21 protein-coding genes and 1 riboswitch are annotated in these 20,189 nt (G+C 68.6%); of the genes, 12 read left to right on the top strand and 9 right to left on the bottom strand.

Annotated features, from left to right (window positions below; genetic code table 11):
* Position 1: 1 nt before the first annotated feature.
* Positions 2-1,048, top strand: a complete 1,047-nt coding sequence (locus QM774_RS04410) for a ferrochelatase (protein WP_414974726.1) — start codon at positions 2-4, stop codon at positions 1,046-1,048.
* Between the two features lie 19 nt (positions 1,049-1,067).
* On the opposite strand, the gene QM774_RS04405 is transcribed toward QM774_RS04410, so the two are convergent.
* Positions 1,068-1,862 carry a serine/threonine protein kinase gene (locus QM774_RS04405; protein WP_414974725.1) on the bottom strand — a complete coding sequence of 265 codons (795 nt, stop codon included), beginning with the start codon at positions 1,860-1,862 and terminating at the stop codon, positions 1,068-1,070.
* Between the two features lie 38 nt (positions 1,863-1,900).
* Between QM774_RS04405 and QM774_RS04400 the strand changes: the two genes are divergently transcribed.
* The gene (locus QM774_RS04400; RefSeq protein ID WP_414976590.1) at positions 1,901-2,722 is read left to right on the top strand and encodes a DUF3097 domain-containing protein; all 822 of its coding nucleotides are present in this window, start codon (positions 1,901-1,903) and stop codon (positions 2,720-2,722) included.
* 16 nt (positions 2,723-2,738) lie between these two features.
* Here the strand turns inward: QM774_RS04400 and QM774_RS04395 are convergent, their stop codons facing one another.
* Together QM774_RS04395 and QM774_RS04390 are read right to left on the bottom strand one after the other, a co-directional pair.
* Positions 2,739-3,296, bottom strand: a complete 558-nt coding sequence (locus QM774_RS04395; protein WP_414974724.1) for a hypothetical protein — start codon at positions 3,294-3,296, stop codon at positions 2,739-2,741.
* A complete protein-coding gene (locus QM774_RS04390; RefSeq protein ID WP_414974723.1) occupies positions 3,290-3,877 on the bottom strand; it encodes a hypothetical protein in 588 nt (195 codons plus the stop codon). Before QM774_RS04390 ends, QM774_RS04395 begins: the two co-directional genes overlap by 7 nt.
* 174 nt (positions 3,878-4,051) lie before the next feature.
* Between QM774_RS04390 and QM774_RS04385 the strand changes: the two genes are divergently transcribed.
* Positions 4,052-4,483, top strand: a complete 432-nt coding sequence (locus tag QM774_RS04385; protein ID WP_414974722.1) for an NfeD family protein — start codon at positions 4,052-4,054, stop codon at positions 4,481-4,483.
* Positions 4,483-5,724: an SPFH domain-containing protein gene (locus QM774_RS04380; RefSeq protein WP_414974721.1), complete on the top strand. Its 1,242-nt coding sequence runs from the start codon at positions 4,483-4,485 to the stop codon at positions 5,722-5,724. Before QM774_RS04385 ends, QM774_RS04380 begins: the two co-directional genes overlap by 1 nt.
* Before the next feature lie 4 nt (positions 5,725-5,728).
* On the opposite strand, the gene QM774_RS04375 is transcribed toward QM774_RS04380, so the two are convergent.
* On the bottom strand, positions 5,729-6,487 hold the full coding sequence (locus QM774_RS04375; RefSeq protein ID WP_414974720.1) for a TVP38/TMEM64 family protein: 759 nt from the start codon (positions 6,485-6,487) through the stop codon (positions 5,729-5,731).
* Positions 6,488-6,668: 181 nt separating this feature from the next.
* Here QM774_RS04375 and QM774_RS04370 point away from each other — a divergent pair, with 181 nt between their 5' ends.
* Entirely contained in the window at positions 6,669-7,205 is a 537-nt protein-coding gene (locus tag QM774_RS04370) for an LGFP repeat-containing protein (protein ID WP_414976589.1), read from the top strand.
* 13 nt (positions 7,206-7,218) lie between these two features.
* Here the strand turns inward: QM774_RS04370 and QM774_RS04365 are convergent, their stop codons facing one another.
* A complete protein-coding gene (locus QM774_RS04365; RefSeq protein ID WP_414974719.1) occupies positions 7,219-7,701 on the bottom strand; it encodes a cupin domain-containing protein in 483 nt (160 codons plus the stop codon).
* 658 nt (positions 7,702-8,359) lie between these two features.
* Here QM774_RS04365 and QM774_RS04360 point away from each other — a divergent pair.
* Positions 8,360-9,715, top strand: a complete 1,356-nt coding sequence (locus QM774_RS04360; RefSeq protein ID WP_414974718.1) for a flavin monoamine oxidase family protein — start codon at positions 8,360-8,362, stop codon at positions 9,713-9,715.
* Between the two features lie 204 nt (positions 9,716-9,919).
* Positions 9,920-10,462, top strand: coding sequence for a LysM peptidoglycan-binding domain-containing protein (locus QM774_RS04355; protein WP_414974717.1), 543 nt, complete (start codon positions 9,920-9,922; stop codon positions 10,460-10,462).
* Between the two features lie 80 nt (positions 10,463-10,542).
* Here QM774_RS04355 and QM774_RS04350 read toward each other — a convergent pair whose 3' ends face one another.
* Positions 10,543-12,024 (bottom strand): NAD-dependent succinate-semialdehyde dehydrogenase, encoded by a 1,482-nt coding sequence (locus tag QM774_RS04350; protein WP_414974716.1) that lies wholly within the window; start codon positions 12,022-12,024, stop codon positions 10,543-10,545.
* Between the two features lie 64 nt (positions 12,025-12,088).
* Between QM774_RS04350 and QM774_RS04345 the strand changes: the two genes are divergently transcribed.
* Complete coding sequence (locus QM774_RS04345) at positions 12,089-13,366, top strand: competence/damage-inducible protein A (protein ID WP_414974715.1); 1,278 nt, start codon at positions 12,089-12,091, stop codon at positions 13,364-13,366.
* Between the two features lie 66 nt (positions 13,367-13,432).
* Positions 13,433-14,647: an oxygenase MpaB family protein gene (locus tag QM774_RS04340; RefSeq protein WP_414974714.1), complete on the top strand. Its 1,215-nt coding sequence runs from the start codon at positions 13,433-13,435 to the stop codon at positions 14,645-14,647.
* Positions 14,648-14,651: 4 nt separating this feature from the next.
* Here the strand turns inward: QM774_RS04340 and crcB are convergent, their stop codons facing one another.
* The 3 genes from crcB to QM774_RS04325 are packed head-to-tail and all read right to left on the bottom strand — an operon-like array spanning position 14,652 to position 15,951.
* Positions 14,652-15,026 (bottom strand): fluoride efflux transporter CrcB, encoded by a 375-nt coding sequence (crcB, locus tag QM774_RS04335; RefSeq protein WP_414974713.1) that lies wholly within the window; start codon positions 15,024-15,026, stop codon positions 14,652-14,654.
* Positions 15,023-15,448 (bottom strand): FluC/FEX family fluoride channel, encoded by a 426-nt coding sequence (locus tag QM774_RS04330; RefSeq protein WP_414974712.1) that lies wholly within the window; start codon positions 15,446-15,448, stop codon positions 15,023-15,025. The genes crcB and QM774_RS04330 overlap by 4 nt, the downstream gene beginning before the upstream one ends.
* Complete coding sequence (locus QM774_RS04325) at positions 15,445-15,951, bottom strand: universal stress protein (protein ID WP_414974711.1); 507 nt, start codon at positions 15,949-15,951, stop codon at positions 15,445-15,447. The genes QM774_RS04330 and QM774_RS04325 overlap by 4 nt, the downstream gene beginning before the upstream one ends.
* 48 nt (positions 15,952-15,999) lie before the next feature.
* Positions 16,000-16,076, bottom strand: a riboswitch (Fluoride riboswitch).
* 279 nt (positions 16,077-16,355) lie between these two features.
* Here QM774_RS04325 and QM774_RS04320 point away from each other — a divergent pair.
* The 3 genes from QM774_RS04320 to katG are packed head-to-tail and all read left to right on the top strand — an operon-like array spanning position 16,356 to position 20,113.
* Positions 16,356-17,384, top strand: coding sequence for a phosphotriesterase (locus QM774_RS04320; protein WP_414974710.1), 1,029 nt, complete (start codon positions 16,356-16,358; stop codon positions 17,382-17,384).
* 13 nt (positions 17,385-17,397) lie between these two features.
* Complete coding sequence (locus tag QM774_RS04315) at positions 17,398-17,874, top strand: Fur family transcriptional regulator (protein ID WP_414974709.1); 477 nt, start codon at positions 17,398-17,400, stop codon at positions 17,872-17,874.
* A gap of 28 nt (positions 17,875-17,902) precedes the next feature.
* Entirely contained in the window at positions 17,903-20,113 is a 2,211-nt protein-coding gene (gene katG, locus QM774_RS04310) for a catalase/peroxidase HPI (RefSeq protein WP_414974708.1), read from the top strand.
* Positions 20,114-20,189 lie beyond the last annotated feature (76 nt).

Below are 20,189 nucleotides of genomic sequence, written 5' to 3'. Positions count from 1 at the left end.
GATGTCCTCAGCCCAGAACAGCAGCGCGCCCGCCGAACGGTTCGGCGCGCTGCTGTTTCTCTCTTTCGGCGGCCCCGACGGTCCCGACGACGTGATGCCGTTCCTGCGGAACGTCACCCGGGGACGCGATATCCCCGACGCGCGCCTCGAAGCGGTCGCCGAGCACTACTACCACTTCGGCGGGATCTCGCCGATCAACCGGCTCAACCGCGACATGATCTCGGCGTTGCAGGCGGAGTTCCGCAACCGCGGCACCGACATCGAGATCTTCTTCGGCAACCGCAACTGGGAGCCGTACGCCGCCGACGCGGTCGACGAGCTGACCGCGGCGGGCCACGACCGCGCCCTGGTGTTCCCCACCTCGGCGTGGGGAGGCTATTCGGCGTGCCGGCAGTACCACGAGGACATCGCCCGGGTGGCGCGCGACGGCCTGCTGCTGCGCAAGCTGCCGCAGTACTGCACCGATCCGGCGTTCCGCACCGCCGCAGCAGCCTCCGTCCGGCGGGCCCTCGCACACTTCGACGACGACGCCGCCCCGATCCGGGTCGTGTTCACCGCGCATTCGGTTCCGCTGAGCGCCGACGAAGCCGGTGGCGCCCGTGCCGACGGCGGTCACCTGTATTCCCGGCAGGTCGCCGCGGCCTCAGCCGCCGTGGCCGCCGATCTCGGCCTGGACGGCTACGACCTGGTCTGGCAGTCGCGCTCCGGACCGCCACACGTGCCCTGGCTCGAACCCGACGTCTGCGATCATCTCGAGGCCCTCGCGGCCGACGGTGTCCGCCGGGTGGTGGTGATGCCGATCGGTTTCATCTCCGACCACCTCGAGGTGGCGTGGGACCTCGACTCCGAAGCCAAGGAGGTCGCCGACCGCCTGGGCATGACGTATGTCCGGGCCGACACCGTCGGCACCGACCCCGGTTTCATCGCCATGGTCGCCGACATCATCGAACGGTATGCCGACGGCGGGGGAGACCTGACCGCTCTCGGTGTCGGCGACAACGGCTCGTTCTGCGATCACGGCTGCTGCGGCGCCGACTCCGGCTTCTGAGCTGTCACCGGTCTCATCATCACCGGTACTGGCGGATCGCCGCGTTGACCGCCGCGGCCCGGGCGGAGCGGGCGAGCGCCGACAGACGCCGCAGGGCCTCGTCCGCGGACGCCTGCTGAGCACCCGACGTCCCGGCGGCCCCCGTCCCGGCGAGCGAGACGATCGCGTCGATCTGGGCGGCGGAGGCCAGGATCCGGTCCAGGCGCGGATTGTCGTGGGGCGGCAGGTCGATCATGTCGGCCCGGACCCGGGCCGCGAGCGCGTCGCGCAGGTCGGCGGGACCGCGGCCTCCCGACGATCCGACGGACTCGAGGAGTGTCACGGCTTCCCGGATCCCGTCCCGCAGGTCGGCCTCGGCGTCGCCGGGATTCTGCTCGGCGCTCAACCGGTCCACGGCGACCTCCGTCTGTCCGCGCCGGACGATCCAGCGGCAACGCTCGACGGTGGGGCGGGCGATCAGGACCAGGGGACGCATCGGTCCTTCGGCGCCGGCGGAACGGTCGTCGATCAGGACCACCTCTCCGGTGTCGAGTTCATCCGGGCCGACGACTCCGGGCGGCAGACCCTGCGGATCGCCGGGGGCCGGCAGGCGCACGGCGACGTGGGCGGCCGACCGCAGCAGGTCGATGACGCCCAGCGGGCCGTCGCCCGCCACGACGTCGGAGGCGGCGTCGATCTCGTGCGCCTGACCGTAGTCGTGCACCACGCCCAGAACGTGATCGGGCGAGCATTCGCCGGCCCGCCAGGCGGCAGCCCAGACGGCGACCGTGGCGGCGGGCCACGGACGGGCGGAGTCGAACTGCGTTTCGGTCATCGATGAACCACGATACGGGTCCTACAGTGAGGGCCGTGATCGATGACCGTTACGGGCGTGACGTCCTGGCCCAGCCCCGCCGCGCGAAGCCGAAGGCGCCGGAGGTGGCCGCCGAGCGCGACCTCGTGGTCGAGGATGCGGGCACCGGTTTCTGTGGGGCGGTCGTGGGATGGGAGAAGACGTACGCCGGTGACATGGTGAGGCTCGAGGACCGGCACGGTGCGACTCGCGTCTTCCACATGTTTCCGGCGGCGTTCCTCATCGACGGCAAGCCGGTGACCCTGGTGCGGCCCAAGACCCGTGGCCCGGTGGCTGCGCAGCAGACGGCGTCCGGATCCCGGGCGGCCCCGAAGCAACGGGCACGTACCGCGCGCGCCAGCCGTATCTTCGTCGAAGGCGTCCACGATGCGACGCTGCTCGAAAGGGTGTGGGGTGACGACCTGCGAGCCGAGGGTGTGGTGGTCGAGAGCCTGGACGGTCTGGACAACCTGGACGAGGCGCTGACCGCGTTCGAGCCGGCATCGCATCGGCGTGCCGGCGTGCTGGTGGACCATCTGGTCGCCGGAACCAAGGAGGAGCGTCTCACCGCGGAGGTGGGCCCGCACGTCCTGGTGTGCGGCCATCCCTACGTCGACGTGTGGCAGGCGGTCAAACCGTCGTCGGTCGGTATCGAGGCGTGGCCGGTGATCCCCATGGGCACCGACTGGAAGACCGGGATCTGCGACGCACTCGGCTGGGGGACCCCACAGGACGGCTGGCGGCGCGTCCTCGGCGCCGTCGGCAGCTTCCGGGACCTCGAGGTGCCGTTGCTCCGCAGCGTCGAGCAACTCATCGACTTCGTCACCGAGCCGGCCGAGTAGGGCCGGCGCGTGAGGGTCACGCCGCCAGCAGCAGAACGGTTCCGGCGGCGGCGCACGCCCAGAGGACCGAGGCGAACGTGCCGATGATGAACTGCTCGCTGGCGTGATGCTCGCGGAGCTGCGGGAACCGGGCCAGACCCTTGACCCCCAGGATCACGGCGATCCCGGCGGGCCAGCCGGCCAGGAGCGTGACCGCGATCGCGACGCGCTCGAGAACGCCGATCACGCGGCCGCCCCGCAACGGGGGATCGGGTTCCGGATCGTCGTAGTTCTCGTTTCTGGTGGGAATCGATCCCGCAGCCAGCACGCTTCGCACGAAGAACCCTCCGGCCGTCGCGGCGGCGAGGACGGCGGCGACCTGAGCCGCCGCGAGCTGGACTCCGGTGACCGGCCCGGAGACCGCCGCCGCGATGGCGGCAGCGCCGATGAGCGCTGCGGCCGCGACGGCGTCGCAGACGTCGACCGCACGGACCCGCCGGTCGGACACCGCGGCGTCGCCGACCATCCGGGTCCGGATCGGCGCCATGACGACGCCGAAGACGGCCGCGATCGCCAGCAGCAGCGCAGTCAGCATCGATTCTCCTCGCACAGGCCCAGCAGGGAGGCCGCCAGGCGTTCGGTATCCGACTGTAGATCCCAGCGGGCGGACCGCAGGCGCAACGAGACCGCCTGGGGTGAGATACCCAGACGCTCGGCCGCCTGAGCCTGCGTCAGCCCGGAGGAGACCAGGTCGACGGCCTCACGGCCGGCCTCCGTACGACCCTCCATGAGGTCCACCAGCAGACACAGTGCCGTCTCGGCGTCACGGCACCAGCGTGAGGCTCCCTCGACCCGCACCGGAATCCGGCGGCCTTTGGCCGTCTCGACGGCGGTGCGTGCCGCCACGAATGCCGGGCCGCGGCCGGCGCGCGCCTCGGCGGGGAGGGGGAGTTCGACGTCGTCGACTCCGATGCCGACCGACCATTCGCCCGACGCCGCCAGCTCGGCCGCGACCCGGGCGGTGACCGCGGGGTCGTCGAACACGGCCTCCACCTCGTCGCCGGCGGTCCGGTCGAATCCGCGCACCGCCGGAATGCCGGCGTACGTGGTGAGGATCGAGGGAACGCCGTCACCGGTCGTGGTGCTGTCGCGCTGATCTGCCGTGAGTACGAACATCACTCCTCCTCATCAAGCCTGAATACTTGATTGATGACATATCAAGTAAATACCCTTAAGTCCCTGCAATCAAGCTCTATGCCTTGATCGCTTCCCGATCAAGTGTCTGAACTTGATATTGAAGACGGACGAACCGGACATCGCCGGACCCGCGGTGTCGGGCACAATGGAGGTATGACCGCGCTCGCCTGGCTGATCGCCGCCGTCCTGTTGGTCGCCGCCGAGTTGCTCGTCGGCGAACTGGTCCTGCTCATGCTGGGCGGGGGAGCCGCGGCCGCAGCGCTGGTCGCGTTCGTGTGGCATCCGGCGGGGTGGATCCCGGCCGTCGTGTTCGCCGTCGTCGCCCTGCTTCTCCTGCTGACGGTGCGGCCGGTCGCCCGGCGGCATCTCCGTGAACGTCCGGCGGTTCCCACCAATGCGGAGGCACTGCTCGGCCAGAAGGCCGTGGTCCTGGCGCCGGTGGACGGCTACAAGGGCCGGGTGAAGATCGGCGGCGACGTCTGGTCGGCGCGCAGCGGGAATCCGCACGAGAACTTCGGACAGGGCGAGACCCTCGTCGTCCTGCAGATCGACGGCGCCACCGCGATCGTCGGAAAGGAAGCCTGATGAACGACACCGGACTCACCCTGATGATCGTCCTGATCGTGCTCGTCGTGCTGGTGGCCGCGATCCTGTTCAAATCGGTCGCGCTGATCCCGCAGGCCGAGGCCGCCGTCATCGAGCGCCTCGGTCGCTACATCCGCACCGCATCCGGTGAGCTGACACTGCTGGTGCCGTTCATCGACACCATCCGCGCCCGGGTGGACATCCGCGAACGCGTGGTCAGCTTCCCGCCGCAGCCGGTGATCACCGAGGACAACCTGACGCTGTCGATCGACACCGTCGTCTATTTCCAGGTGACCGACCCGCGCGCCGCGGTCTACGAGATCGACAACTACATCGCCGGTGTGGAACAGCTGACCACAACCACGCTGCGCAACGTCGTGGGCGGCATGACCCTCGAGGAGACGCTCACCTCCCGCGACTCGATCAACGCCCAGCTGCGCGGCGTCCTGGACGACGCCACCGGACGGTGGGGCCTGCGTGTGGCGCGGGTCGAACTCAAGTCGATCATGCCGCCGGCCTCCATCCAGGAGTCGATGGAGAAGCAGATGAAGGCCGACCGGGAGAAGCGCGCCACCATCCTGGCCGCCGAAGGGCATCGCGAGTCGGCGATCAAAACCGCCGAAGGCGAGAAGCAGAGTCAGATCCTGGCCGCCGAGGGCGCCAAGCAGGCGGCCATTCTGGCGGCCGAGGCCGAGCGTCAGTCGCTGATCCTGGAGGCCGAGGGCGATCGTGCCGCCCAGTACCTGCGCGCGCAGGGTGAGGCCAAGGCGGTGGAGAAGGTGTTCGGCGCGATCAAGGCGGCCCAACCGACCCCCGAACTGCTCGCGTACCAGTACCTGCAGCAACTACCAGAGATGGCCGCCGGCGAGGGCAGCAAGGTGTGGATCGTGCCCTCGGACTTCGGCTCGGCGCTGCAGGGCTTCGCCAAGTCGTTCGGCGAGCAGGGCAAGGACGGCGTGTTCCGGTACGAACCGGGCCCCGCACCCAAGAAGATCGAATCCGACGACGTCTCCGACTGGTTCACCACCAGCCAGGACCCGAGCGTCGCCGAGGCACTGGCCAAGGCCGAAGCCGCCGCCGCCCGGGTCACCCCGGGGACCGGCGACATGCCGGCGCCCACCGCCCGGGCCGCGTCGTACCCACAGTCCGATTACTCCCAGACCGAGTACACCCATCCCGGCGACGAGCCGGCGGTGTGGGTCGATCAGGACGCTCCGGCGCCGTCCACCGACGAGAAGTAGCGATTCACGACTCGGAGTCGACCGGCTGCCCGGCGGAACCGTCATCGACCGGCAGTTTGGCGTCGAGCAGCAGGCCGAGGATGCCGAGGCCGAACAGAGCCGCGGACAGCAACAGCATCAGCGGATTCGATTTGCCGACCACCGCATCGCCGAGGAACACCACCGACGCCGTGCCGGGCACCATGCCCAGAACGCTGGCGACGGTGTACGGCAGCAGCCGCACCGACGACACCCCCGAGAAATAGTTCGCCACCGAGAACGGGCACGCCGCGATCAGCCGCAGGGAACCGACCGCGAGCCAGCCGCGACGGTCCAGCCGCCGCTCGATGGCCTGGAAGGTCGCCTTGTCGCCCAGGTACGGCTCCACTCGGGCGCGGCCGAGACGACGGGCGAGGAGATAGGCGATCACGGCGGCCAGACTCGACGCGATCATCGAGCCGGTGAAGCCGACGACCGGCCCGAACAGCGCACCGGAGGTGACTGTGAAGGTGGTGCGCGGGATCGGGAAGATCGTGACGACCGTGTAGGCCACGAAGAACAGGAACACGAACCACGGACCCATCGAGTCCGACCATTCGCGGACGCGGCCGAGCGAGGGGAGCGGCACGAAGTACGCGGCCACCAGTACGGCGACGAACACCGCGAACGCCAGCCCGGCGCGGACGAACATCCGTCGCCGCTGCCTCTGGGGCGCCGGCGCGACCGCACCGGTGGACAGATCGACCGGTTCTTCGATCGGCCGCGAGCCGTGAGAGAGAGGCACCAGGCGAGTCTAGAACGCGCCGACCCCGCGGACGCGATCCCGCTAGTGTGGGCCCATGATCGAACCCGTTCTCTCTCGTGCGGCCGCCGCTCTGGCCGCCGCGGCCGCCATCGCAATGCTCGCTACCGCCTGCGGCGCCAAGACCGGCGCTCCCACATCGACGGTGGCCGCCACCTCGGCGATGAAAGGCTCGATGTCGATGACCGGCTCGACGTCGCTGCCCGCCCCGACGTCGGTGTCCGGTTCGGCGTCGATGCCGCACACCGCGAAGGTCACCGTGCAGGGAGCGCGGGGTGTGGAGGTGACGCTCACCGGACCGATCGCCGCCAAGTATCAGTCGGCGACACCCACTCAGAAGAAGGCCCTGGGCCAGGTGCTCACGGGCGACCGGAACGCCGGGAAGCGAGCCAGTGGTGTGGTGTTCCAGCAGTTCGCCGGTGGTGTGATCTCGGCGAAGAACGACGACGTCGGAACCCTGGCGTACATCACCTGGGGCCGGATCCGGGACGCGTGGAACGTCGAACGCGACCCGGCAGGACGGCCGTCACAGACCGGTAAGAACGGCTCCGCGGGCCCGCTCGGCTATGCCACCAGTGACGAGCTGACGCACGGCACCAAGAAGGTCTCGACCTTTGCGCACGGCAAGATCAGCTACGACACCAAGAGCCGCAAGGTCGTGGTCACAGTCAACGGAAAGATCGTGCCGAGCGGCCTCTGACGAATCCGGGCGGTCACGACATCCCAGCGTCGCTCTCGCCGTCGTAGTAGTCGACCTGATCGGCATCGCGCCACGCGGCGCCGGGGACGCCGGCGACGTTGTAGGCGGTCTTGCCCGAGTCGGGGTAGTGGATGACGTCTGGGATGCTGGTGGTGTCCAGGTCGACGTACCGCAGCGGTTCGTCCGGCGAGACGTTCGTGATGCGGTGCGCACCAGGGGGACCGGGCGGAAAGACGATGACCTCTCCCGGCCCGAGAGCGATATCGCCGGTGCTCGTGCGCACGCGCGCGGTGCCCTGCAGGATCACGAACGCCTCGGTGATGCCGTCGTGATAGTGGTACGGGAAGGCGGACTTGCCCGGCGGGATCTCCATGAACGAGACGTGCAGCTGGCTGCCGTGCTTCGGTGTGACGACGTGCTTGGTGTACACGAACGCGCCCTGCTCTGCGTGACGCGGCTCGAAGTCCTCCTGTCCGCCATGGGCTGCGGTATCCATCGGGGCTCCTTCCGACATGTGCCAGTCTGCGCCTGGTCCCGGGCCTCCTGCAACCACTCGGGGAACGCGAGACGCACCGTGGTCAGCTCAGACCTCGCCGGGGAGTAGCGCTGATTCATCCGCGCGGATGTGCGGAACGCGTATTGACATAATGTATCTTATCGGCATGGTCCACATGCTGGGGCTACAGACGGCGGCCGCTCTCAACCGTCGTTATCACGGCGATGAGTCACGATTATCAGTCAATCACCGAATCTCGCACTACAACGATCCGGGACGATCACTGTGCTTCGCGCCGAACCGGGCGGGACGGGCCGACCTCGCCGTCAACCACGAGACGCACCCCCGGATCTCCTCCGACCCGACCAGCCAGCACCTCTCTTCTCGACCGCCCACCACCTCGCGTTTCATCACTGTGACGCTATATTGTGGTGATCTCCATTCGCGACACATGCGACCGCTCCATGCCTAGGCGCGCGACGCTTGCGCGAGCCAGCCGCCGGCGCCGAGCGATCCCGCTCCCCGCTGCCACAAACCTCCCTCCCAGCGCATTATTCGTCACTGTGACGGAATGGCGCCTACTCGGCCATTCGCCGGGACATCCGGTGACCGCCGCCCTAGTCTCGTCACAGCGGGGGCGATCAGTTCGGAGGCGTGTGTGAGTCATCAGTCAGAAGTCCTCGTCATCGGTGCCGGGTTGGCCGGTCTCAGCGCGGCGCGCTCACTCACGGACCGCGGCCACACGGTCATCGTGCTCGAGGCGCGTGACCGCGTAGGCGGGCGCCTGGAGGGCGGCGTTCTCGACGGTCAGCCGATCGAACTCGGCGGCACCTGGATCGGCGAAGGCCACAGCCGGATGTACGACCTCATCAGCACTCTCGGCCTCAGTACGTTCCGCACGTGGAACGACGACGGCGAGTTGCTCGTCGACCTCGGTGGCCGTCAGTCACGAATGGGTGCCAGGAAGGGTGCCGTCCCCAAGTTCAGCCCGTTCTCCCTCGCCGATCTGTTTCAGGGCCTCACACGCTTCCAACGACTTGCGAGATCGGTCGATCCGCGACAGCCATGGGCGCACCGCAAGGCGGCCGTGTGGGACGGCCAGACCTATGAGACATGGATCCGGCGCAACCTGCGCACCGAGGCAGGCCGTGCGTACTTCCGCGTCACGGCCGAAGCAATCTATGCCGCCGACGCGTCCGATCTGTCGCTGCTACACGCGTTGTTCTATACCGCGAGCAACGGCGACCTGGAGACGCTCGTCGCGGTCGACAAAGGCGCCCAACAGGATCGGGTGGTCGGCGGCTCCGTTCGGATCGCCGAAACACTCGCCACGGGGCTCGACGTCCGGCTCGGACGACCCGTCACCGCTGTCGCACAGGACGACGACGGAGCCACGGTGACGACCCGCACCGGCGACAGCTACACAGCGAAACAGGTGATCGTCGCAATCCCGCCGACCCTCGCCGGCCGGATCCACTACGTCCCCCTGCTGCCGGCCTGGCGCGATCAGCTCAGTCAGCGCGTCCCGGCGGGGACGGTCACGAAGTGCTTCGCGTCGTACCCGACGCCGTTCTGGCGCGACGACGGACTCAACGGCCAGGCGGTCTCCGACTGCGGACCGGTCAAGATCACCTTCGACGTGTCGCCGCCCGACGCCGGAATCGGCATCCTGATGGGATTCGTGGAGGGCGGCGACGGCCGGACTTGGCAGCGACTCCCCGATGACCATCGGCGAGCACAGGTCCTCGAGTGCTTTCGCCGCTATTTCGGGGCGGCAGCCTCCGATCCTCACGACTACGTCGAAAAGGACTGGTCCGCCGAAGAGTTCACGCGCGGCTGCTACGGCGCGCACTTCGCGCCCGGCGTCTGGACGAGCTACGGCTCGGTCCTGCGTGAACCGGTCGACCGGATCCACTGGGCCGGAGCCGAGTATGCGGCCGAATGGAGCGGATACATGGAAGGTGCCGTGCGCTCGGGCCGGTCGACGGCCGACGAGGTCCACGACGCTCTCTGACACCCGAAACGCGGTGTTTCAACCCTTGCTGAAACGCCGGTTCGCTCAGCGCTGAAAAGCCTTCTGCCTCAATGGTTCTGCTCATCGGAGCGACTAAGTACCCGAATTCACCGCTGATTCACCTCGTCCGGCTCGCTGATGACTAGAGTGGTTTCAGCAGCGCGTTCAAGCGCGTGTGTTCATCAGAATCGAAGGTGGTTTTTCATGAGTGACACTCTCAACGTGGGTGACAGCCTCAGCGCCGATCAGTCGCTGACCTCCAACAACGGCAAGTACACCCTCACCCTCCAGAAGGACGGCAACCTCGTCCTCAACGACGGTGGCAAGCCGGTGTGGGCCTCGCAGACCAACGGCAAGAAGGTCGAGCGCGCCGTCATGCAGGACGACGGCAACTTCGTCCTCTACACGGGCAAGAACGAGGGTGTCTGGTCCACCAAGACCTCCGGTCAGAACGCCAAGCTGGTCGTTCAGGACGACCGCAACGTCGTCGTCGTCATCGACGGCCAGAACGCTTGGGCCACCAAGACCGGTGACGGCAGCGCCTCCGCCGCTCCCGCCGACGCTCCGGCCGCCCCGGCAGCCGGTGGCACCACCAGCTACACGATCCAGTCGGGCGACACCCTCTCGGGCATCGCTCAGCAGTTCCTCGGTGACGCCGGCCGTTACCCGGAGATCGCTCAGCTGAACAACATCGAGAACCCGGACCTGATCCAGGCCGGCGCGACCATCCAGATCCCGGCCAAGTAAGGCCTCGATCCCAGGATCGTCCACGCAGACGAGCCCCGCACCTTCGTGGTGCGGGGCTCGTCGCATTGCCGGCCGAGACGTCAGGCGGGCGGATAGGCGATGTACTTGGTGTTGAGGTACTCCTCGATGCCTTCACTGCCGCCCTCGGAGCCGAATCCGGACTCCTTGATGCCGCCGAACGGGGCGGCCGCGTCCGAGATGACGCCGCGGTTCACGCCCACCATCCCCGATTCGATCCGCCGCGCCACGCGCTGTGCCCGGGCCAGCGACTCGGTGTAGAGATACGACGCCAGACCGTACGGAGTGTCGTTGGCGAGTGCGACGGCCTCGTCCTCGGTGTCGAAGCCGACCACCGCGGCGACCGGTCCGAAGATCTCCGACGAGCGGATCCTGGCCTTCACGTCGATGTCGTCGAGGACAGTCGGCGCGTAGAAGAAGCCGCCGGACCCTTCGATACGCGTGCCGCCGGTCAGGATCCGGGCACCGTGGGTGCGCGCGTCGTCCACGAGGCCGGCGATCGACGACAGCTGGCGCTCGTTGATGATCGCACCGAGCGCGACACCGTCCTGCCAGCCCGGTCCGACCGTCATCGCGGCGACCCGCTCGGTCAGGCGGCGCGTGAACTCCTCCCGCACCGAGTTCTGCACATAGATCCGGTTGGCGGCCGTGCAGGCCTCGCCGCCGTTGCGCATCTTCGCGGCCATCGCGCCGTCGAGGGCGGCGTCGAGATCGGCGTCGTCGAACACGAGGAACGGGGCGTTGCCGCCGAGCTCCATCGAGGTGCGCTGCAGCCGGCCGGCGGCCTGGGCGACGAGTTCCTTGCCGACCCCGGTGGAGCCGGTGAACGAGACCTTCTTCAGGCGCGGATCGGCCATCATCGCGGCGACCACATCCTTCGACGCGGTGCTCGGCACCACGGACAGCACACCGGGCGGCAGGCCGGCGTCGGCGAACGTCTGCGCCAGCAGCAGCATGGTCAGCGGCGTGTCCTCGGACGGTTTGACGATGATCGTGCAGCCGGACGCCAGTGCCGGACCGATCTTCCGCGTGCCCATGGCCAGCGGAAAGTTCCACGGCGTGACGGCCAGACACATCCCGACCGGCTCCTTGGTCACGACGATCTCGCCGGTGCCGGCCGGTGCGGTGGCGGTGCGCCCGCCGATTCGGACCGCCTCCTCGGAGAACCAGCGCAGGAATTCGGCGCCGTAGGCCACCTCTCCCCTGCTCTCGGCCAGGATCTTGCCCATCTCCAGGGTCATCACGGTCGCGAAGTCCTCGGAGCGTTCGGTGACCAGTTCGAACGCCTTCCGCAGGATCTCCGCGCGCACCCGGGGCGGCGTCGCGGCCCACTGTCCGGCCACCTTCTCGGCCGCATCCATCGCGGCCAGCGCGTCCTCGACCGTGCCGTCGGCCACCGAGGTCAGCACCGATCCGGTCGCCGGATTGATCACATCGAAGGCGCCGCCGCCGGTGGCGGCACGCGGTGCGCCGCCGATCCACAGGTCTGTCGGCAGCCCGTCGGGCAACGGCGGGGCGGTCTTCACGGTCTCCTCGCGGCTCATCCCTCCAGACTGGCACAGGTTTCGGCGGGGGCGTCGCGATCCCGGGCCGACTAGGCTCGACGACGTGAGTGCGCGCGCGGGAATCATCGTCACCGGTACGGAGGTCCTCAGCGGCCAGGTCGCCGATCGCAACGGGCCGTGGGTGGCCGCGCGCCTGCTGGAGATGGGAGTGGACGTCGCGCACGTCTTGATCTGTGGTGACCGTCCGGCTGATCTCGCCGCGCAGCTGCGCTTCCTCGGCGAGGCCGGGGTCGACCTGATCGTGACGACCGGCGGCCTGGGCCCCACCGCAGACGACCTCACCGTCGCGACCGTCGCCGACGCCCGCGGTCTTCCGCTGTCGCTCGATCCGGAGCTCGAGGAGCGGATCGCCACGATCATCCGGGACTGGCGCGGCCTGGACCCCTCCGCAGCCTTCAGCGACGCGATGGCCGCCGGCATCGCCAAACAAGCTCACGTGCCCGCCGGCGCCGAGCCGATCGAACCCACCGGGACCGCACCGGGCGTCGCGATCGCCGGCGACGGACGACGTCCGGCCGTTCTGATCCTTCCCGGTCCGCCCGGCGAGCTGCGACGCATGTGGCCGCAGGCTCTCTCCACCCGAGCGGTGCACGAGGCTCTCGCCGGCCGCGAGGACCTGCAGCACGACACGATCCGCGCCTACGGCCTGTCCGAAGCCGATCTCGCCGAGACGCTCCGGGAGGCCGAGACCTCCGTCGACGGCTTCGACTCACTCGAGATCACCACCTGCATGCGGGACGGCGAGGTCGAGATCGACACCCGCTATCCGGCGGCGGCAGCGACGGCCGAGCAGTCGCTCGTCACCCTGCTGACCGACCGGCACGGTGACCGCTTCTTCTCCACCGACGGCGCCACCCTCGACGACATGCTCGCCCGGGTCCTCGCGCGACGGACCGTCGCGACCGCCGAGTCATGCACGGGTGGCATGGTCGCCGCCCGCCTCACCGACCGGGCCGGTTCCTCCGCCTATGTACTCGGCGGCGTGGTGTCGTACGCGAACGAGGTGAAGACCGGGGTGCTCGGGGTTCCGCCGGCGTTGATCGCTGAGCTCGGGGCGGTCAGCGAACCGGTCGCCGGGGCGATGGCCGAGGGTGCCCGCGCACGCACCGGTGCCGACATCGCGGTGTCGACCAGCGGCATCGCCGGACCCGGCGGGGCAGTGCCGGGGAAACCGGTCGGCACCGTCTGTTTCGGTCTGGCGGTCGACGGCCGTGACACCGTGACCGTCACGCGGCGGTTCCCCGGCGACCGCGACACGGTGCGCCGGCTGGCCACCACCTACGCGCTGCACCTCGTCCTGGAGGCCGCCCAGGACTCCTGACCGACACTGTTGACACGTGTTCGCCTATTTGTTTCATTCTTCGGCGGATCGAGCTACATTCGAGTGATGGCACAGCCCGTTCCCCGCCGTCATCCCGAGTCCCCGCGCCCGGTGCCGCCCGGGATCGCCGTGATCGGCCGCGCCCTCGGCGTGCATGGCCCCGACTCGCGGGAGTTCGCCCGTCTCGGCGAGCTGCTGATGGCGGGCGACCCGGCGATGGACGCGTTCGTCGAGTGGATGACCCACGAGGGCTCCCGAACCGTCCGGCCCCAGTTCGAGCAGGCCCTCGCCCACGGCATCGACTCGGTTCCCGACGCACCCGGACCACTGCGCGAACTCTTCGAGGGCCTCGAGGCCACCCCGGGCTGGGTGGACCCGGAGCAGTTGCGGATCGCCGCGGCCACCATGCGATCGGGCGGTGCCGACGGCCTGTACATCGCCCGCGACGTCGCATTGCTCGGCGGCTACCAGTTCGCCGGCTTCAACCAGACCCTCCTCCGGACCGGCGCCTTGGAGAAGGGCTCCAACACCCGATTCGCCGAGACCTCGCAGTGGGCGATGGACGTCATCGCACCCGGAGGCCTGGACCGGTTCGGTCCCGGATACCGGTCCACGATCCTGGTGCGGTTCATCCACTCCATGGTGCGCCGGCACGTCGAGGCGATGCCCGACTGGGACGACACCGAATGGGGGCTGCCGATCAACCAGACCGACATGGCTGCGACCCTCGTCGGCGCACTCGTGGCCCCCAGTATCGGCGGCCTCGGACTCGGGCTGGTCAACCGGCCGGCCGAGTACCGCGCCATCGCCCACCTCACTCGCTACGTCGGCTGGCTGATCGGTGTGCAGGACGACCTCCTGCCCACCGACTTCGGCGACTCGGTGCGGCTCCTGCTCCATACCTCCGCGGCACTGGCCACCCCGGACGAGACCAGTAAGCGGCTGGCACGGCCCATGGCCGACGACCCGCTCCAGTGGCGGTATCCCCGCTTCCAGGATCTGCGGCGGCGCATCGCCCGCTCACAGCATCTCTCCATCAGCACCGGATTCCTGGGCCGCCACGCCATGGCCACCCTGGGTCTGCCGACCCGCGTGTTCCCCTGGTACCAGGTCGTCGCCGTGCCGAGGAACCTGGTGAAATCCGGCATCGGAGTGCTGCCGGGCGGGCGGCGCCGCACCGCCGAGCGCGGCTACCGCGATGCCCTCGACTTCATGGCCGTGATGACTCCCGACCCGGCCACGATCGGTGAGACCACCACGGTGGCTGAGCACGTCGCCTGAGCGATCACAGGCTCCCTAGGAACAGTCCGAGCGCAGCGGCCGCCGTCGAGGCGAGCACCGGAACGAACAGATTGAGCGTCGCGGTCCGGACGCGGCCGGTCCGGATCAGTGCGGCGGTCTCGAACATCGCCGTACTGAAGGTGGTGTAGCCGCCGCAGAAGCCGATGCCGAGCAGCACTCTCCAGGCGTCGGCGTGCCCCCCGAAGACGACGAGACCCGTGATCAAGCCCAGGATCAGGCTGCCGATCACGTTGATGGTGAACGTCCCCCATGGGAACGCCGACGTCACCTTCGACTTCACGACCGTGTCCTGAGTGAACCGGGCGATGGCACCCAGACCTCCGAACACTCCCACACCGAGCGTCAACCACAGGCTCATGCCGGGACCTCCTCACGGCGGACGGCGTTCGCCAGCGCGATCCCGGCCAAAGCCGCTGCCAGGCCCAGCAGCAGGCTCACCGCGCCGTAGACGATCCCGAGGACCACACGGTCGTGGTGGATCAGCAGATCGAGTTCGACCGCCAGACTGCTGTACGTCGTGTAGGTACCGATGAAACCGGTCCCGGCAAGCAGGCGGATCCGCTTGCGCCAGCCGCTGTCCTCTCCGGACAGTGCCAGTGATTCCAGAAGCAGACCGAGCAGGAAGGCTCCCGACAGGTTGATGAGGAACGTCGCCCAGGGAAATCCGGTCGGGGTCGTCGTCAACGCCTCGTCGATGGCGTAACGAACGATCGCACCGGCGATTCCGCCGACGAAGACCAGTCCCAGTGCAGGCGCCTGGCCGGCCAGAGGGCGCGTCATCGGTCCGCCACCGGATGCTGCGGCACCACGATGACCGGACGCTTCTGGCTGCGCGAGAGCGCCACGGCGACCGAGCCGTCGACCAGTTCGCGCAGGTCGTCGAAGAATCCGCGGCGCCGGGTACCGATGACGATGGCCGCAGCGTCGACCTCGTCGGCGACGGCTTCGATCTCCCGTTCGGGGTTGCCCACCAGATAGCGGAAATCCCAGGTCACTCCGGAGTCGGCGGCGACACGTCGGAGTTCGTCGTTCAGGGTGCGTTCACGGTCGGACCGACGGTCCTCGTTCGCCGAGTCGGGATCGATCGCGATCTCGCGGTCCGTCCCGTCCGCGTGGACGCGACTCGGATCGACGTACACGAAGTGAACGGTGGCGGCGCCCGACGTGCGGGCCCAGTCCAGGGCCGTCTCGGCGACCACGTCCGGCTGGCCGGGGACCACCCCGACGACGAGATCGCGTCCGGTGAACGACGCCGGCGCGGATGAGGACTGTGGGGAAGGCATCGTCAGAACCTCTCTGCCGGCGGGCATGCTCCCGCCGACCGTGTGTACGGGTCTGCAGGAAACCATCAGCCGGTGGGCGGTTCGAGTCGGGGGTGACTCCGGCGGGATCCATCGCCGTGCCCCGATGTTACCCGTCGGCCGGAATGATCCGCGGAACCAGGCTGCACCGCCTGCTCGTCCGGCGGCCAACGCGCCGGAGCCGCGGCGATCATCGCACGTAGGCGGCGGTGCGGACCACGGCGTCGACAGGCATGACGTCCATTTTCGCGCATGCTCACACCGGTAGTCGGGGCGCGCCTGAGAAACACCCGAGGGTCTGGAGGATTCGGCCCGGTTCGATCTCCGCACGCCCTAGGCTGGACTGGACAGATGGCCGACGATGGAGCCGACCGAGCAGAGGGCGAATGACGACGATCAACACCGTGACGGGGCCGATCAGCGCGGACGCGCTGGGGACGGTGCTGCCTCACGAGTACGTGATCCTCGTCGACGAGACCTACCGGATGAACTACCTCCGCGACTGGGACGAGGACGTGCGCGTGGCCGCGGCCGTCCGTGAGCTCACCGAGCTGAAGTCCCTCGGGGTCGACACCATCTTCGATCTGTCAGTGGTCGGTGCCGGACGCAACGTGGCCCGGGTCAAGCGCATCGCCGAACAGATCGACCTGAACATCCTGGTCGCCACCGGACTGTTCACCTACAACGATCTGCCGTTCCAGTTCCACTACAACGGCCCAGGTCTGGGTTCGGAGACCTACGAGCCGATGGTCGACATGTTCGTCGAGGATCTGACGACCGGTGTCGCCGGTACCGATGTGAAGGCCGCTCTGCTCACGTGCGTGATCGAATCCGAGGGTCTCACCTCGGGAGTCGAACGCATCCTGCGCGCGGTCGGCAAGGCCAGTGCCCGGACCGGTGCCCCGGTGCTGGTCCACACCAATCCGCACACCCGGTCCGGTCTGGTCGCCCAGCGGGTGCTCACCGAGGAAGGCGTCGATCTGCGGCGCGTCATACTCGGCCAGTGCGGCGACACCACCGACGTCGAATTCCTGACGCAGCTGGCCGACGCCGGTTCGATTCTGGCGCTGGACCGATTCGGGATCGATGTCCTGCTCCCCTACCAGCAGCGGCTCCAGACCCTCCTCGCGCTCATCGAGCGCGGCTACGCCGACCACGTCGTGCTGTCGCAGATGGCGTTCAGCTACTGCGACTGGTTCGACATGACCAAGCTTCCGTTGCTGCAGCCGGACTGGAACTACCGGCAGATCACCGGACGCGTGGTCCCCGACCTGCTCGATCACGGGGTGTCACAGGACGTCATCGACACCATGCTGATCGACGTTCCGCGCCGTTTCATCACCGGCGACACGTCGGTACGACCGGGACCTTCGTCACCGATTTCCTCCATTTCTGGACTCAGTCCAGACAAATAGGCATGATGGAGTCATGTCCGATCCGACCGCACCGCACCCGGCACCCACGCCGGAGGCGCTCGCTGCCGCCCTCCGTGGCGCAGGACTCCGCGTCACCCGGCCGCGTACCGCGGTCCTGACGGCGGTCGCCGGACATCCGCACGCGGTCACCGAGGAGATCCTCGACTCGGTGCACGCACAGGCGCCCGACGTGTCCCGGCAGGCCGTCTACGACGTCCTGCACGCGCTCACCGATGCCGGGCTCGTCCGCAAGATCCAGCCCGCCGGGCACGTCGCCCGGTACGAGGCCCGCATCGGCGACAACCACCACCACCTCGTGTGCCGCGAATGCGGTGACGTGCAGGACGTCGACTGTTCCGTCGGCCACGCCCCCTGCCTGACTCCACTGACCGACCGCGGCTATCAGATCGACGAAGCCGAAGTCGTCTACTGGGGCGTGTGCCCCCGGTGCGCGGCCGCCGCCTCCCCACCAGCCCCCGACCGGCCCTGAGAGAGCCGACAACCGAAAGGAACAGCCCGTGTCCGCAGAACAGCCCCTCGAAGAAGTCGACCAGAACCCGCCTGCCGGCTGCCCGATGCACGACGCCATGCGCCCGCCCGCCGAAGGCGGCGGCAACCGCGACTGGTGGCCCGACCAGCTGAACCTCAAACTTCTCTCGGAGAATCCCGTCGAGACCGATCCCTACGACGGCGACCTCGACTACGGCGATGCCTTCGACACCATCGACCTGAACGAACTCAAGGCCGACATCAAGCAGGTCATGCACGACTCCAAGGACTGGTGGCCCGCCGACTTCGGCAACTACGGCCCCCTGTTCATCCGCATGTCCTGGCATGCCGCCGGCACCTACCGGATCAGCGACGGTCGCGGCGGCGGCGGCCACGGCACGCAGCGGTTCGCCCCGCTCAACAGCTGGCCCGACAACGTCAGCCTCGACAAGGCGCGCCGCCTGCTCTGGCCCGTCAAGAAGAAGTACGGCAAGAACCTGTCCTGGGCCGACCTGATCATCTTCGCCGGCACCTTCGCGATGGAGGACATGGGCCTGCCCCTGTTCGGCGTCGCCGGCGGTCGCCCGGACAAGTACGAGCCCGAAGAAGTCTATTGGGGACCGGAGAACGAATGGCTCGGCGACAACCGCTACACCGGTGAACGCGACCTCGACAATCCCCTCGCCGCCGTCCAGATGGGTCTGATCTACGTCAACCCGGAGGGCCCCAACGCCGATCCCGACCCGCTCAAGGCCGCCGTCGACATCCGTGAGACCTTCGCCCGGATGGCGATGGACGACGAGGAGACCGTCGCACTCATCGCCGGAGGTCACACCTTCGGCAAGGCACACGGCAACGGCGACGCCGACAAGCTCGGCCCCGAGCCCGAGGCCGCCGGCCTCGAGGAGGTCGGTCTGGGCTGGAAGAACCCGGCCGGCAGCGGTGTCGGCACCGACGCCGTCACCTCGGGCCTGGAGGGTGCATGGAACAGCACCCCCACCACCTGGGACAACAACTTCTTCTGGACCCTGTTCGGCTACGAGTGGGAGCTCACCAAGAGTCCGGCCGGCGCCCAGCAGTGGCGCCCCAAGGACAACGCCGGCTCGACCAGCGTTCCCGACGCCGGCGATCCGGAGAAGCGCCACGCACCGATGATGTTCACCACCGACCTCGCACTGCGCATGGATCCGGCCTACGAGAAGATCTCGCGCCGCTTCCTCGAGCATCCGAAGGAGTTCGAGGACGCGTTCGCCCGCGCCTGGTTCAAACTGACCCACCGCGACATGGGTCCGGTATCCCGCTACCGTGGCGCGCTGGTGCCCTCCGAGACGCTGATCTGGCAGGATCCGGTGCCTCCAGTCGACGGTCCGCTCGTCGGCGACAAGGAGATCGCCGCCCTCAAGAAGCAGGTGCTGGACTCGGGTCTCTCGGTCTCCCAGCTCGTCAAGACCGCCTGGGCGGCGGCCGCCTCGTTCCGGGGCAGCGACAAGCGCGGCGGCGCGAACGGCGGCCGACTGCGCCTGGAACCGCAGCGGAACTGGACGGTCAACGAGCCCGCCGAACTCTCCACGGTGATCGGGGTGCTCGAAGACGTCGCCGAGAAGTTCAACGCGAACTCGGACAAGAAGATCTCGTTCGCCGATCTGGTCGTGCTCGGTGGCGCCGCCGCCATCGAACAGGCCGCTCGGAACGCGGGTGTCGAGGTGACCGTCCCGTTCACTCCGGGACGCACCGATGCGTCCCAGGACGAGACCGACGTGGCGTCGTTCTCGCACATGGAGCCGCGCTGGGACGGATTCCGCAACTACGTGGCCGACGACGTCAACGTGCCCGCCGAGGCGCTGCTCGTCGATCGTGCCCAGTTGCTGACGCTCACCCCGCCGCAGATGACCGTGCTGGTCGGTGGCCTCCGCGTACTGGGCGCCAATCACGGCGGTTCACAGTACGGCGTGTTCACCGATCGTCCGGAGACGCTCTCGACGGACTTCTTCACGAATCTGCTGGACATGGATGTCAAGTGGACGCCGCAGAAGGACGGAACCTACGTGGGCGCCGACCGGGAGAGCGGCGAGAAGAAGTTCTACGCGACCCGCGCCGACCTGGTCTTCGCCTCGAACGCCCAGCTCCGGGCCCTGGCCGAGGTCTACGGCGGCGACGATGCCGCCGAGAAGTTCGTCGCGGACTTCGTCTCCGCCTGGAACAAGGTGATGGATGCGGATCGCTTCGAGCTGAAGCGCTGAACTGTCGGTGGTGCGTCCGCGGTCGATGATCGTGGACGCACCACTCCTCTCCGTCGATCGTGATTCACAACCACCG

It is taken from the genome of Gordonia sp. (in: high G+C Gram-positive bacteria) (genome assembly GCF_047600565.1).
In the GTDB taxonomy this organism is placed as follows: Bacteria; Actinomycetota; Actinomycetes; order Mycobacteriales; family Mycobacteriaceae; genus Gordonia.
Note: the sequence above shows the minus strand (reverse complement) of the source record. Positions and strands in the feature narration are given on the sequence as shown.